Origin of the sequence: Rhodococcus sp. 21391, assembly GCF_016772255.1 — a bacterium.
GTDB lineage: Bacteria > Actinomycetota > Actinomycetes > Mycobacteriales > Mycobacteriaceae > Rhodococcus_F > Rhodococcus_F opacus.
The window spans coordinates 1,485,991-1,498,873 of record NZ_CP063781.1 but is presented as its reverse complement, the minus strand read 5'-3'; the positions used below and the strand labels follow the sequence as shown (position 1 = coordinate 1,498,873).

Here is a 12,883-nt window from a genome sequence, read left to right as displayed (position 1 = left end):
GTCTCAGATCTCCCGGTAGCCGAGCGCCGCGGAGATCCGCCCCGCGGCCCGGCACACGACCGGCACGAGTCCGCGCATGCGCTCGTCCGGCATGTACGGGCTCGTGGCCGACACGCTGATCGCACCGACGATCGCGCACGACGCGTCCCGCACCGGTGCCGCCACACAGCGGATTCCGGGTTCGTTGTCCTCGAGGTCCATCGCCGCGCCCCTCCGCGCGTAGTCCTCCATCCGCGCGCGGAAGTCCGCCACTCCGCGGGGGCTCGGTGGCCGCTGTCCCTGCGCGGCATCGCTCTCGTACAGCGCATCCCAGCGGTCGGCCGAGTCCAGCAGCAGCGCCTTTCCGACACCGGCGCGGGTCAGCGGCATGCGGTGACCGATGCGGGAACGCATCTCGGCACCCCGTGACCCCGGCAATTTGTCGAGATACAGCACCGATCCGCCGTCCTCGACCGCCAGGTGCACGGTGTCGTGGACGTGCGCCGACAGCTCTTCGAGGATCGGTCGCGCGACGACGGGCAGTGGGCTGCCGTGGAGGGCCTTGAAACCCAGTTCGATCAACGTCGGGCCGAGCGTGTAGCCGCGGCTTCCGCTCCGGAGATATCCCTCGTGGACCAGCAACTGCACGAGCCGGTGGGTGGTGCTGCGTCCCAGCCCGGTGCTCTCGACGACCGCGCGGAGATCCTGCGCGCCGTCGGAGACGGCGCGGATGACGGCCAGCCCCCTCGCGAGCGTCTGAGTGCCGGGTGGAATGTCGTACGTCGGATTCGCCACACCCCACTGTCCCACATATAGGGACCATGTTCGTCATTATGGGATTCGCGTCCGATAGTGGTTCGCGTGATCCAGAACACCCCCGACACATCGACACCGCGCCTGATCGCCCTCGACTGGGGTACGTCGTCACAGCGTGCCTGGCTCCTCGGCGACGGCGGCCGCATTCTGGACGTTCGCCGGCCGGACTTCGGATTGCTCGGCACCGCCGGAGACGACCCCACATCGCGCACGCGTGATTACGAAGCCGCGTTCGACGAGGCCTGCGGCGACTGGATCGCGGCCACCCCCGATCTCCCGGCGATTGCCTGCGGCATGGTCGGCAGCGCCCAGGGTTGGCGTGAAGCCGGCTATCTGACCACGCCGACCGATCTCGCGATCGACGCCGGCGATCTGACGACGGTTCCTCATTCGCGCGGAGTACTGCATCTCGTACCCGGCCTGCGCGTCGCACCCTCGGCCGACGGCACGGTGGCCGGCGACGTCATGCGGGGCGAGGAGACGCAGATCATCGGGGCATTGGGTCTGCTCCCGCCGACCGACCGACCACTCGCGATCGTGCTCCCCGGAACACACAGCAAGTGGGCACGAGTCGAGAACCGCAAGATCGTCTCGTTCGCCACATCGATGTCGGGCGAGTTGTACGGCCTGGTGATCCAGCACGGCATCCTCGGCCGAACGGCAACCGCCGAGGTGCGGGACGACGCCGCGTTCGAGCGGGGCCTCGCCACCGGAACGTCGACACCGCGTCGCGGACTACCCGCGGAGCTGTTCGGAGCACGAGCGCTCGTGCTCGACGGACTCCTCGATCCGGCGTCGCTTCCCGACTACGTCTCCGGCGTGATCATCGCCGACGAGGTCCGGCATCTCCTGCCCCACTACGCCGCCGGAAGCCGAATCCTGTTGTGCGGAAACGCCGATCTCTGCCGACGCTACGCAGCCGGACTGCGCGTTCACGGCGTGGCCGCCGACATCGTCGCCGAGGAGGCCGCCGCACAGGGTCTGTGGCGCGTGGCGGTCGATGCGGGGCTGGTCGACCCGGCGCCATCCACCAATCCCGAGAAGGAGTCCCTATGAGCAGCACAGCCACCACCACCACCAGGACCGGTTTGATCGCCATTCTGCGCGGCATCATCCCGGACGAGATCGTCGCCGTCGGCTCGGCCCTCGTCGACGCCGGGTTCACCGCGATCGAGGTCCCGCTGAACTCGCCGCGACCGTTCGACTCGATCGAGCGGTTGGCCGCGGCCGTCGGCGACGTCTGCGTCGTCGGGGCCGGAACGGTACTGAGCGTCGACGACGTGATCCGATCCGAAGCAGCCGGCTCCCGGATCATCGTCTCGCCCAACACCGACGTGGAGGTCATCGGCGCCGCCGTTGCCCGGAACCTGCACCCGTATCCGGGAGCGGCCACTCCCACCGAGGCGTTTCGCGCCGTCGGTGCGGGAGCGCGCAGCATCAAACTGTTTCCCTCCGACTCGGTCGGGACAGCCGGGATGCAGGCATGGCGGGCCGTCCTGCCGACGGAGGTCGAATTGCTCCCCGTCGGCGGCGTCGACCGAACCAACCTCGCCGAGTGGGCATCCGCGGGCGCGGGCGGCGCGGGACTCGGAACCTGCCTGTACCGGCCCGGGGACGGCGCCGAGACCGTCCGCGACCGCGCCCTCACCCTGATGAACATCTGGTCGGCCGAAGCCGCCTGAACCGACACCTACTACCCCGGGGCCACCACCACAGCCCCGCACAGGAGGACTCCATGAAGATCAAGTCACTCACCACGTACGCCGTTCCCCCCAGGTGGCTGTTTCTGCGGATCGAGACGGACGACGGCGTGGTCGGCTGGGGCGAACCGGTGCTCGAAGGCCGGGCCGCGTCCGTCGCCGCGGCGGTGGAGGAACTGTCCGACTACCTGATCGGACAGGATCCGACGCAGATCGAAGACCTGTGGACGGTCATGTACCGGTCCGGTTTCTACCGCGGTGGCGGCATCCACATGAGCGCGCTGGCCGGCATCGACCAGGCCCTGTGGGACATCAAGGGCAAGGCCCTCGGCGTGCCGGCGTACGAGCTTCTCGGCGGCCGCGTCCGGGACCGGATCAAGGTCTATTCCTGGATCGGTGGCGACCGCCCCTCGGACACCGCGAAGGCGGCACGCGAAGTGGTCGACCGGGGGTTCACCGCCGTGAAGATGAACGGCACGGAGGAACTGCAGTACCTGGACTCCTGGGACAAGGTGGACCAGTGCCTCGCCAACGTCGCCGCGGTACGGGACGCAGTGGGCCCGAACATCGGCATCGGCGTCGATTTCCACGGCCGGGTGCACAAGCCGATGGCCAAGGTACTGCTGAAGGAACTCGAGCCGTTCCGGCTGATGTTCGTCGAGGAACCGGTCCTCTCCGAGCACGTCGACGGTTTCGTCGACGTGCTGCGACAGTCGCCGATCCCGATCGCGCTGGGTGAGAGATTGTTCTCTCGTTGGGATTTCAAAACCGTCCTCGCGTCCGGGGCGGTGGACATCATCCAGCCCGATCCGTCGCACTGCGGTGGCATCACCGAGGCCCGGAAGATCGCGCACATGGCCGAGGCGTACGACGTGGCACTCGCGCTGCACTGCCCCCTCGGGCCGATCGCTCTGGCCACGTGCCTGCAGATCGACGCGGGCTGTTACAACGCGACGATCCAGGAACAGAGCCTCGGCATCCACTACAACACGTCGAACGATCTCCTCGACTATCTCGTCGCCCCGTCCGTGTTCACGTACGCGGACGGTCAGGTCCGAATCCCCACCGGTCCGGGACTGGGCATCGAGGTGAACGAGGAGTACGTGATCGAACGGGCCGCCGAAGGCCATCGCTGGCGAAACCCGGTCTGGCGCCACACCGACGGATCCTTTGCGGAGTGGTGAGGGCAATGGTGCAGACCCAGAAGATCGGCAAGTCCACTACGGTCGCCGCGCAGGCGTCGAAGGCGCGCGTTCTCATCGCGGTGATGCTGTTCGTGACCGTCGTCATCAACTACATGGACCGGGCAAACCTGTCGATCGCGATGCCTGCGATCGCGGACGAAATGGATCTCTCCAAGGCGCAGCAGGGACTTCTGCTCTCGGCTTTCGGCTGGACCTATGCGGCGCTGCAGATCCCCGGAGGATGGCTCGTCGACCGGATTCCCCCGAGACTGCTCTACCCCGCCTGCCTCATCCTGTGGTCGGTCGCGACCGCGTTCATGGGGGTCATCGGCGGCTTCGTGGCGCTCATCGCGTTGCGCCTGCTGGTCGGTGTGTTCGAGGCGCCCGCATATCCGATCAACAACCGGGTCGCGACGGCCTGGTACCCCGAGCGTGAACGGGCGACGGTGATCGGCTTCTACACCTCCGGGCAGTTCATCGGACTGGCCCTGCTCACGCCGTTCCTGTCCTGGCTGCAGTCCGTGCTGTCGTGGCATTGGGTCTTCATCGTGACCGGAACTATCGGGGCGGTCTGGGGTGCCGTGTGGTACGCGTTCTATCGCGAGCCACGCGACTCGCGGGCGAACGACGCCGAGATCGACCTGATCCGCGACGGCGGCGGACTCGTCGACCTCGCGGACGAGCAGCAACCCGAACGTCCGGCGGTGACCCGGAACGATGTCGCCACCGTCCTCGGCCGGCGCAAGCTGTGGGGGATCTACCTGGGGCAGTTCTGCCTCACGTCGACGCTGTGGTTCTTCCTCACCTGGTTCCCCACGTATCTCGTCGAGTACCGGGACATGGATTACATCAAGTCCGGATTTCTCGCCTCGCTGCCGTTCGTCGCGGCACTCGCCGGTGTGCTGTTCTCCGGGGCGTTCTCCGATTTCCTGCTGCGCAAGGGAGTGTCTCTCGGAGTCGCCCGGAAGGGTCCGATCATCGTGGGCCTGTTGCTGACCGTCGCGATGATCGGCGCCAACTTCACCGACTCGACCGCCATGGTGATCGTGTTCCTGTCCATCGCGTTCTTCGGCAACGGACTCGCGTCGATCACGTGGTCGCTGGTTTCGGCGCTCGCGCCGGAACGGCTGCTCGGGCTCACCGGTGGAATGTTCAACTTCATCGGCAACCTGTCGTCGATCGCGACGCCCATCGTGATCGGGTTGCTCGTCACCGACGACAGCTTCGCGCCGGGATTCGTCTACATGACCGTGGTGACCGCGGTCGGGGTCGCGTCCTACGTCTTCCTGGTCGGACGGGTGGAGCGCGTACGAAGCTGACCATCAGACGAGGTGACCGGGGTGAGTGCCGACAGCACTCACCCCGGTTCCTCGTCAGTACAGTGCGGCGGCGAGTTTCCGTCGCGCGGTCATGACGACCGGCTCGGCCGGGTCGAACAGTTCGAACAACTCCAGCAGACGTGTCCGTACCCGCGTCTTGTCGTCGCCGGCGCTGCGGGCGACGACACCGATGAGACGGGCGAACGCCGCGTCGGGGGCCTGGGAGTAGAGCTCGACGTCCGCGGCCTGCAACTGGGCGTCGATGTCGTTCGGGGCGGCGTCCGCCGCGGCGACGGCACCGGGATCGACGGACTGCACGCGGGCGAGGAAACGCACCTGCCGGATCGCGCCCTGCGCCTCGGCGTTGGCCGGTTCGTCGTCGAGGATCTTCTGGAACTCGGCTTCGGCTGCCGACAGGTCGCCTTCGTCGAGCGCGGCCTCGGCCGCGACGAAACGCGGGTCCTCCGGTTCGGGCTCGTCCTCGTTGCCGTCACCGGCCGGCGGTCCGGACAGCTTTCCGGCGGTGGCCTGCTGAACGGCGGCGAGCCACTGACGCAGTTGCGGTTCGGGCTGTGCGCCCTGGAAGTCGGCGAGCGGTTGCCCGCCGGCGATGGCGACCACGGTCGGGACGGACTGGACGCCGAAAGCCTGCGCGATCCGCGGGTTGGCATCGACGTCGACCTTGGCGAGCACCCAGGTGCCGCCGGCCTCGTGTGCCAGCTTCTCGAGCAGGGGTGAGAGTTGTTTGCACGGCTCGCACCAGGTGGCCCACAGGTCGACGACGACCGGGACCTGCTGGGACCGGACGAGCACCTCCGCCTCGAACGTCGCCTCGGTGACGTCGATAACGGGTGTGAGTCCGGTACTCCCGGGTGCGGCCGGGGCCGCGCCGTCCCCGGAGGGTGCGGGTGCCGGCGGGGGTGGAGCGGCCGCACGCTCCTTGAGGGCGGAGAGATCGACTGCTCCGCTCATGGCCGCGGCCACTGCTGAGGAACGCGCTGACGGACGAGAACCTGGTCGAGTCACGTCCACCAGTTTGTCACGATTTGAGCGCGCACCGGAATGCGGGCCGTGCCTACCGCGGCGCGGATCAGACGAGCGACGGTTCGCTCTTCACGGCGCTCGACCGGGACAGTTCGCCCATCCGGCCGGTGCGGGCCGCCCAGACCTCGAACACGACGGTGCCGAACGGCGGGACGCTGGCGACGAGCGCCCAGAAGGTGGTGACCAGATTCCAGCTCAGCTTGCGGGCGGTCCACAGCGAGATGAGCAGGTACAGGACGAAGACGCCGCCGTGGATGGGCCCGAAGATCTTCACGCCGATCTCGTTGCCGTCGGCGGGCAGGTACTTGAAGGACATGCCGATAAGGAGGCCGAGCCAGGTGAATGCCTCCAGAATTGCGACAAATCGGAAGCGCGTAGCCGTGGTGCTGAGATCGAAGACGTTCGCCATGCCGACCATTGTGCCCGACCATCTACGACAGTCCGTAGTGGTGTGAGATACACCACTACGGACTGTCGTCTGGTCAGGCCTTGGGGACGCGGACGATCAGGGCGTCACCCTGACCGCCACCACCACACAGTGCCGCAGCGCCCACACCCCCGCCGCGACGACGCAACTCCAGCGCCAGATGCAACGCGATCCGCGCCCCCGACATGCCCAGCGGATGCCCCATCGCGATCGCCCCGCCGTTGACGTTCACGATCTCCGGATCCAACCCCAGCTCCCGTGTCGACGCGATCCCCACCGCCGCGAACGCCTCGTTGATCTCCACCAGATCCAGGTCCTTCGGCTCGATCCCCTCCTTGGCGCACGCCTTCGCGATGGCCCGCGCCGGCTGCGACTGCAGCGTCGAATCCGGACCCGCAACGACCCCGTGCGCGCCGATCTCCGCGATCCACGACAACCCGAGTTCCTGCGCCTTCGCCTTGCTCATCACCACGACAGCGGCCGCGCCATCGGAGATCTGCGACGCCGACCCGGCGGTGACCGTGCCGTCCTTGCTGAACGCCGGCCGCAGCCTGGCCAGGGATTCCGCCGTCGTATCGCCGCGCACGCCTTCGTCGGAGCCGACCAGCACGGGATCCCCCTTCCGCTGCGGCACCGGCACCGGCACCACCTCGTCGTCGAACACCCCGTCCTTCCAGGCCCGCGCCGCCTTCTGATGCGACGCCGCCGCGAAGGTGTCCTGCTCCTCACGGCTGATCCGCTGCCCGTCCTCCGCGTTCTTCGCCTCGGTCAGACTCCCCATCGCCTGATCGGTGAAAATGTCGTACAACCCGTCGAAGGCCATGTGGTCGCGCATCGTGACGTCGCCGTACTTGAAACCCTCCCGCGACTTCTCCAGCAGGTGCGGGGCGCGCGACATCGACTCCTGGCCGCCGGCGACCACCACTTCGAACTCGCCGGCCCGGATCAGCTGATCCGCCAACGCGATCGCATCGATCCCGGACAGGCACACCTTGTTGATGGTCAGCGCCGGCACATCCATCCCGATCCCCGCGGCCACCGCGGCCTGCCGCGCCGGGATCTGCCCCGCCCCCGCCGTGAGCACCTGACCCATGATCACGTACTCGACCTGCTCGGGAGCGACGCCCGCCTTCTCCAGCGCACCACGAATCGCCACCCCACCCAGATCCGAACCCGACACATCCTTCAACGAACCCAGCAACCGGCCCATCGGGGTCCGGGCTCCGGCGACGATCACAGAACTGGTCACGATTTCCTCCGCGTGAGACGAGTAGGCAGGTGCGGGGCGACGGAAGTCACATCCCGACGAGAACTACCGAAACGGTAGCGCTAACGTCGGGACCATGACACAGTCCTCCCCCACCCAGACCACGTCACCGCTGTCCTCGGACCTGGTGACCGCCATCGACCACGTCGGTATCGCCGTTCCCGACCTCGACGCCGCCATCGCGTGGTACTCCGAACACCTCGGCATGGTGTCGACGCACGAAGAGGTGAACGAGGAGCAGGGCGTGCGCGAAGCGATGCTCAGCGTCGTCGGCTCCCCCGAGGGCAGCACCGCGCTGCAGCTTCTCGCACCGTTGAACGAGAACTCGACCATCGCCAAGTTCATCGATCGCAGCGGTCCCGGTCTCCAGCAGCTCGCGTACCGCGTGACGGACATCGACGCCATCTCCGCCCAGCTGCGCGAGCGCGGCGTGCGCCTGCTGTACGACGCACCTCGCCGCGGAACCGCCGACTCGCGCATCAATTTCGTCCACCCGAAGGACGCAGGCGGAGTTCTCGTCGAGCTCGTCGAGCCGTCGGCGACTCACTAGAGCTGTGGCCGGCCGCCGGGTACCAGGCGCAGAGACAAGTTCTACTTTGCCCAGGTAGATTGGCGGCCATGGTAAACGAGCAGGACCGTGGTTCGATCCCCCTTCCCTTCTCCACCGTGCGCAAGGGATTCGATCGGGACGAGGTACGTAACTACTTCGAGCGATTCGACGCCGAGCTCCGCGTCACTGCCGCCGACCGCGACGCCGCGGCGGCGCAGGCGCGGGATCTCGCCAAGCAGCTCGACGATGCGCGGGACGAGATCGACGATCTCCGCAAGGATGTCGACCGCCTGTCCGTTCCGCCGACCACCGCGGAGGGAATGAGCGACCGCATCTCGCGCATGCTCCGGCTCGCGTCGGACGAAGCGTCCGAGGTGCGTGCGAAGGCCGAGGCCGACGCCGCCGAGATGATCTCCGTCGCCGAGCAGGAGGGCGCGCAGCTCCGCGGCCAGTACGAGTCGCTGGTCGCGGAACTCGAAGACCGCCGGAGTGCTCTCGAGATTCAGCACGAGCAGACGATGGCCAAGGCCCGCACGGAGGCGGCGAAGATCGTCGAGGCCGCTCAGTCCGAGCGCGACCGCCTCGCCGCCGAGGCCGAACTGCGTCGGTCGCAGGTGCAGGAAGATTTCGACCTCGCGATGTCCGAGCGTCGTCAGAAGACGATCACGGCCGTCAACGAACTCGAGTCCACCAGCAAGGCCGAGGCGCATCGCCGTCTCGCGGACGCCACGCACGAGGCGGAGCGCAGGCTGCAGGCGGCCACCGACCAGTCGGAGCGCAAGATCGCCCACGCCAAGGAACTCGCGGAAGAACTGCGCGTGCTACGCGGCCGGATCCTGGCGCAGCTCTTGGGGATTCGGGGTCAGCTCGATTCCGTTCCCGCCATGTTGGCGTCGGTCAACCGGGAGAGTGAGCTCCTGGACGCGCAACCCGACACCGCGGCATCGAACTCGGAGAAGCGCTCGACCGAGAACACGAGCAGCAAGCCCGCACCGGGCGGTGCCGCCGACCGGAAAACCACGCCGAGCGAGTCCGGGAAGAACTCCGCGGACGAGACGGACAACTCGGACGAGGACACCGCGGTGCTGTCCACCGTCGAGAAGAACCCGGCGAACCGGCCGGCGGATCAGCGGACCGTGAAGACGGGAAGCTAGGACCACCTTCGCGTGAGGCCCCGGGTGCTGCGTCCCGACCAGCACCCGGTGTGCCAGTGCCGCCGGTCCTCGGCTCCGCCGTATTCGGCCGGCCAGGTGACGAGGTGGGCGACACCCGGCCGGATGTCGTGATCGCAGCCGGGGCACCGGTAGGACTTGGTCGCCCGGGCCCCGGGGATCGTGCGGACGATGAAAGTCTCGTCGGCGTAGCCTGCGGGCCCGGACTCCTGACGCATCACCGCACTACCGAACAGCGACCCCTCGGAGTCGTCCGGGGGCGCACTGCGGCGTGTGTTCTTCCGCTGCGGTTTACGACGGGGCACGGGTTCAGCCTAGGCCTCAGAAGAGCCGGAACTCGGTGCTCTCGGTACCGCGCAGCGCTTCGTAGTCGAGCACGAGGCACCGGATTCCGCGGTCGGTGGCAAGGGTTTTGGCCTGCGGCTTGATCTGCTGGGCGGCGAAGACACCGCTCACCGGCGCCAGCAGCGGATCCCGGTTGAGCAGTTCGAGGTACCGAGTGAGCTGCTCGACACCGTCGATGTCTCCGCGGCGCTTGATCTCCACGGCGACGGAAGCCCCGTCGGCGTTCCGGCACAGCAGGTCGACGGGACCGATGGCCGTCATGTACTCACGCCGCACGAGCGTGTAACCGCTGCCGAGCGTTTCGACGTGTTCGGCGAGCAACTCCTGCAGGTGTGCCTCGACACCGTCCTTGACGAGCCCCGGATCGACACCGAGTTCGTGACTGGAGTCGTGCTCGATCTCCTCGATGGTGATCCGCAGTTCCTCACCGGCCTTGTTGGTCACCACCCACAGCGCTTCGGCGTCCTCCACGGTCTCTTCGACGAGCCAACAGGGCGGGCTCATCCAGTTCAGCGGCTTGTAGGCGCGGTCGTCGGCGTGGATGCTCACGGAACCGTCGGCCTTGATCAACAACAGGCGACGAGCGGTGGGCAGATGTGCCGTCAAACGGCCTACGTAGTCGACTCGGCATCTGGCAATCACTAGGCGCACCCGCCCACCCTAAGGGATCGTGCCGACTAGTCTCGAATGACTATGCGCCGCCCTCGCCGATCCGTCGCCCCGCTGGGGTCGTGGTTGCTCGGATCACCGGACGAGAGTCCCCGCAGGCGGCGTATCCGTGTCCAGCTGCTGCTGACCGCCCCGCTGGTGTTCACCAACCTGGTCGGCGCGGTGATCACCTGCCTGCTCGTCAGTGTCGTCGTCCCCGGCCCGAGTGTGTGGTCGAGCGAGTTCATGATCGCCAACTTCGTCGCGGTGCCCGTGTTCGTGCTGTGCGCGGTCCTGATCGGCGTGACATGGGGCACCAAACGACTGGTGTCGGATCTCCGGTGGGCCACGGAGGACGACACGCCCACGGACCACGACCGGTCGGCGGCGTTTCGCGCACCGTGGCGTCTGACGCGTGTCCAGGCGGCGTTGTGGGGCATCGGGCTGGTCTTCTTCACGACGCTGTACGGCCTCATCGATCCCCAGACCATTCCGAAAGTCGCGTTCACGATTGCGTTGGCCGGGATCACGGTCTGCGCGTTCTGCTACCTGCTGACGGAGTTCGCCCTCCGCCCCATCGCCGCCCGGGCACTGGGATCGGACGGACCGCGACCCCGCCGAACCCTGGGCATCACCGGCCGCACCGCGCTGGCGTGGATCCTCGGGACGGGTGTTCCGGTGCTCGGTCTGATGCTCATCGCGATCTTCAGTTTCATCCGGCCGGCGAGCCCGACCAGCCTCGCGGTGTCGATCCTCGCGCTGGGTGGTGTGATCCTGCTCTTCGGCCTGCTGCTGGTCGTGATCAGCGTGCGTGCCACCGAGGCGCCGATCCGCTCGGTGTCGCTGGGCATGGCGAAGGTGGCGGAGGGCGATCTCGACGCCGAGGTCGTCGTGTACGACGGCACCGAACTCGGCGCGCTCCAGACCGGGTTCAACCGGATGGCGGAGGGACTCCGCGAACGTGAGCGGATCCGCGACCTGTTCGGGCGCCACGTCGGGCAGGAGGTGGCCTCCCAGGCCCTGCGGCACAACCCCGAACTCGGCGGCGAGGAACGTGACGTCGCGGTCCTGTTCGTCGACATCATCGGGTCCACCACGATCGCGGCCACCCGGTCGCCTGCGGAGGTCGTGGACCTGCTCAACCGGTTCTTCGACGTGGTCGTCGACGAGGTCGATCTGCGAGGCGGGTTCGTCAACAAGTTCGAAGGTGACGCCGCGCTGGCCATCTTCGGGGCACCCGTGGCGCTCGACGACCATGCAGGTGCCGCGCTCTCCGCCGCTCGGGCCCTCCGCGAACGGCTCACCGCCGAGGTCCCGGAGTGCGATGCGGGAATCGGGGTGGCGGCGGGTCGCGCCGTGGCCGGAAACATCGGAGCCCACGAACGGTTCGAGTACACGGTGATCGGCGATCCCGTCAACGAGGCGGCGCGGTTGTCCGAACTCGCCAAGAACGTGTCGGGACACGTCGTCGCGTCCGAGCGGGCGATCGACGCGGCAGCCGAGGACGAACGCTCGCGGTGGCAACTAACCGACACCGTCACCCTGCGCGGCCGTGTCGAACCGACCACGCTGGCCGTTCCCGCCGAACTACTCCCCGCCGGTTCCACCGTCGACGATGAGGGCGCCGACTCCGTCGAGTAGCCGGGCCAGCCCGAATTCGAAGGCGTGGGCGGGCGCGTACGCGGCGTCGTGGTGTTCCCCCGCGGAGGCCCCGACCCGGGCGGCCAGTGGGAACCGGTCGGGGTCGAAAACCTTTTCGAAGTGCGGAGCGACGCGCTGCCACCATTCACGGTCCGCCTCCCCCTGGGCGGCGAGCGCGGCCGCGTCCACCGCGGCCCGCGCCGCGCCCGCGACGAAACTGTCGAGGAGCGTGACGACCGAATCCATGTCGAGGTCCGACAGTCCCAGTCCCTCGACCGCGCGCAGTTCCCGCTCGTACTTGGCCATCCCGCCGGGCCCGAGGACCGGCCGGCTCAGCGCGACGACGCCGAGCATCCACGGGTGGGCGCACAGCAGTTGGAAATAGTCGTGCGCGGCGGCCGCGAGACGCTCCCGCCACCCCGCTTCGGTGTCGTCGGCCGGCTCGAGTGTGGACAGCGAGCGATCGAGCATCACCTCCACCAGTTCGGTCTTCCCGGGCACGTGCGTGTACAGCGACATCGCCCCGGCGCCGAGTTCGGCTGCCAGCCGGCGCATCGAGACGGCGTCCAGCCCTTCGGCATCCGCGACGGAGATGGCGGCCTCGACGATCCGGTCGAGCGTCAGGCCCGGCTTCCCGTTGCGGGGGCGAGAGATCGGTGTACTGCCGCCACCCCAGAGCAGCTCCATGGTGCGGGCGGGGTCGCCCTCCGGTGTCGCGCTTCTACCCATGCCGAGATCTTCCCACGGCGCCCGGGAACAATTCCGTCCGCCGCCTCGTTGACGTACGGCGT

General features: G+C 68.1%; 14 protein-coding genes. 7 read left to right on the top strand and 7 right to left on the bottom strand.

The window, feature by feature from the left end:
- Positions 1-3: 3 nt before the first annotated feature.
- The gene (locus tag GO592_RS07070) at positions 4-789 is read right to left on the bottom strand and encodes an IclR family transcriptional regulator (protein WP_007296565.1); all 786 of its coding nucleotides are present in this window, start codon (positions 787-789) and stop codon (positions 4-6) included.
- Positions 790-840: 51 nt separating this feature from the next.
- Between GO592_RS07070 and GO592_RS07065 the strand changes: the two genes are divergently transcribed.
- Genes GO592_RS07065 through GO592_RS07050 form a run of 4 tightly spaced genes read left to right on the top strand, consistent with a single transcriptional unit; the run spans position 841 to position 4,998 of the window.
- Complete coding sequence (locus GO592_RS07065) at positions 841-1,851, top strand: 2-dehydro-3-deoxygalactonokinase (protein ID WP_007296564.1); 1,011 nt, start codon at positions 841-843, stop codon at positions 1,849-1,851.
- Positions 1,848-2,477: a 2-dehydro-3-deoxy-6-phosphogalactonate aldolase gene (locus GO592_RS07060; protein WP_007296563.1), complete on the top strand. Its 630-nt coding sequence runs from the start codon at positions 1,848-1,850 to the stop codon at positions 2,475-2,477. Before GO592_RS07065 ends, GO592_RS07060 begins: the two co-directional genes overlap by 4 nt.
- A 53-nt stretch (positions 2,478-2,530) precedes the next feature.
- A complete protein-coding gene (dgoD, locus tag GO592_RS07055) occupies positions 2,531-3,679 on the top strand; it encodes a galactonate dehydratase (RefSeq protein WP_007296562.1) in 1,149 nt (382 codons plus the stop codon).
- A gap of 5 nt (positions 3,680-3,684) precedes the next feature.
- Positions 3,685-4,998, top strand: a complete 1,314-nt coding sequence (locus GO592_RS07050; protein ID WP_007296561.1) for an MFS transporter — start codon at positions 3,685-3,687, stop codon at positions 4,996-4,998.
- A gap of 54 nt (positions 4,999-5,052) precedes the next feature.
- On the opposite strand, the gene GO592_RS07045 is transcribed toward GO592_RS07050, so the two are convergent.
- The 3 genes from GO592_RS07045 to GO592_RS07035 form a co-directional block, all read right to left on the bottom strand.
- Positions 5,053-5,970, bottom strand: a complete 918-nt coding sequence (locus tag GO592_RS07045) for a tetratricopeptide repeat protein (RefSeq protein WP_007296560.1) — start codon at positions 5,968-5,970, stop codon at positions 5,053-5,055.
- 118 nt (positions 5,971-6,088) lie between these two features.
- Positions 6,089-6,460 (bottom strand): DUF3817 domain-containing protein, encoded by a 372-nt coding sequence (locus GO592_RS07040; protein ID WP_007296559.1) that lies wholly within the window; start codon positions 6,458-6,460, stop codon positions 6,089-6,091.
- A gap of 64 nt (positions 6,461-6,524) precedes the next feature.
- Positions 6,525-7,718 (bottom strand): acetyl-CoA C-acetyltransferase, encoded by a 1,194-nt coding sequence (locus GO592_RS07035; protein WP_005262053.1) that lies wholly within the window; start codon positions 7,716-7,718, stop codon positions 6,525-6,527.
- 94 nt (positions 7,719-7,812) lie between these two features.
- On the opposite strand from GO592_RS07035, the gene mce reads away from it, so the two are divergent.
- Both mce and GO592_RS07025 read left to right on the top strand, forming a co-directional pair.
- Complete coding sequence (gene mce / locus GO592_RS07030) at positions 7,813-8,286, top strand: methylmalonyl-CoA epimerase (protein WP_005248354.1); 474 nt, start codon at positions 7,813-7,815, stop codon at positions 8,284-8,286.
- Positions 8,287-8,354: 68 nt separating this feature from the next.
- Complete coding sequence (locus GO592_RS07025; protein ID WP_007296558.1) at positions 8,355-9,440, top strand: hypothetical protein; 1,086 nt, start codon at positions 8,355-8,357, stop codon at positions 9,438-9,440.
- Here GO592_RS07025 and GO592_RS07020 read toward each other — a convergent pair.
- Both GO592_RS07020 and nucS read right to left on the bottom strand, forming a co-directional pair.
- A complete protein-coding gene (locus tag GO592_RS07020; RefSeq protein WP_007296557.1) occupies positions 9,437-9,763 on the bottom strand; it encodes a hypothetical protein in 327 nt (108 codons plus the stop codon). The genes GO592_RS07025 and GO592_RS07020 overlap by 4 nt on opposite strands.
- A gap of 16 nt (positions 9,764-9,779) precedes the next feature.
- Positions 9,780-10,454, bottom strand: a complete 675-nt coding sequence (gene nucS, locus GO592_RS07015) for an endonuclease NucS (RefSeq protein WP_007296556.1) — start codon at positions 10,452-10,454, stop codon at positions 9,780-9,782.
- A 42-nt stretch (positions 10,455-10,496) separates the two neighbouring features.
- Here nucS and GO592_RS07010 point away from each other — a divergent pair, with 42 nt between their 5' ends.
- On the top strand, positions 10,497-12,092 hold the full coding sequence (locus GO592_RS07010) for an adenylate/guanylate cyclase domain-containing protein (RefSeq protein ID WP_007296555.1): 1,596 nt from the start codon (positions 10,497-10,499) through the stop codon (positions 12,090-12,092).
- Here GO592_RS07010 and GO592_RS07005 read toward each other — a convergent pair.
- Positions 12,039-12,821 (bottom strand): TetR/AcrR family transcriptional regulator, encoded by a 783-nt coding sequence (locus GO592_RS07005; protein WP_007296554.1) that lies wholly within the window; start codon positions 12,819-12,821, stop codon positions 12,039-12,041. The genes GO592_RS07010 and GO592_RS07005 overlap by 54 nt on opposite strands.
- Positions 12,822-12,883 lie beyond the last annotated feature (62 nt).

Coding starts and splice junctions, on each gene's coding strand:
- GO592_RS07060 (WP_007296563.1), top strand. CDS start 1,848: ATGAGCAGCACAGCCACCACCACCACCAGGACCGGTTTGATCGCCATT.
- dgoD (WP_007296562.1), top strand. CDS start 2,531: ATGAAGATCAAGTCACTCACCACGTACGCCGTTCCCCCCAGGTGGCTG.
- GO592_RS07050 (WP_007296561.1), top strand. CDS start 3,685: ATGGTGCAGACCCAGAAGATCGGCAAGTCCACTACGGTCGCCGCGCAG.
- GO592_RS07045 (WP_007296560.1), bottom strand. CDS start 5,970: ATGAGCGGAGCAGTCGATCTCTCCGCCCTCAAGGAGCGTGCGGCCGCT.
- GO592_RS07040 (WP_007296559.1), bottom strand. CDS start 6,460: ATGGTCGGCATGGCGAACGTCTTCGATCTCAGCACCACGGCTACGCGC.
- mce (WP_005248354.1), top strand. CDS start 7,813: ATGACACAGTCCTCCCCCACCCAGACCACGTCACCGCTGTCCTCGGAC.
- GO592_RS07025 (WP_007296558.1), top strand. CDS start 8,355: ATGGTAAACGAGCAGGACCGTGGTTCGATCCCCCTTCCCTTCTCCACC.
- GO592_RS07010 (WP_007296555.1), top strand. CDS start 10,497: ATGCGCCGCCCTCGCCGATCCGTCGCCCCGCTGGGGTCGTGGTTGCTC.
- GO592_RS07005 (WP_007296554.1), bottom strand. CDS start 12,821: ATGGGTAGAAGCGCGACACCGGAGGGCGACCCCGCCCGCACCATGGAG.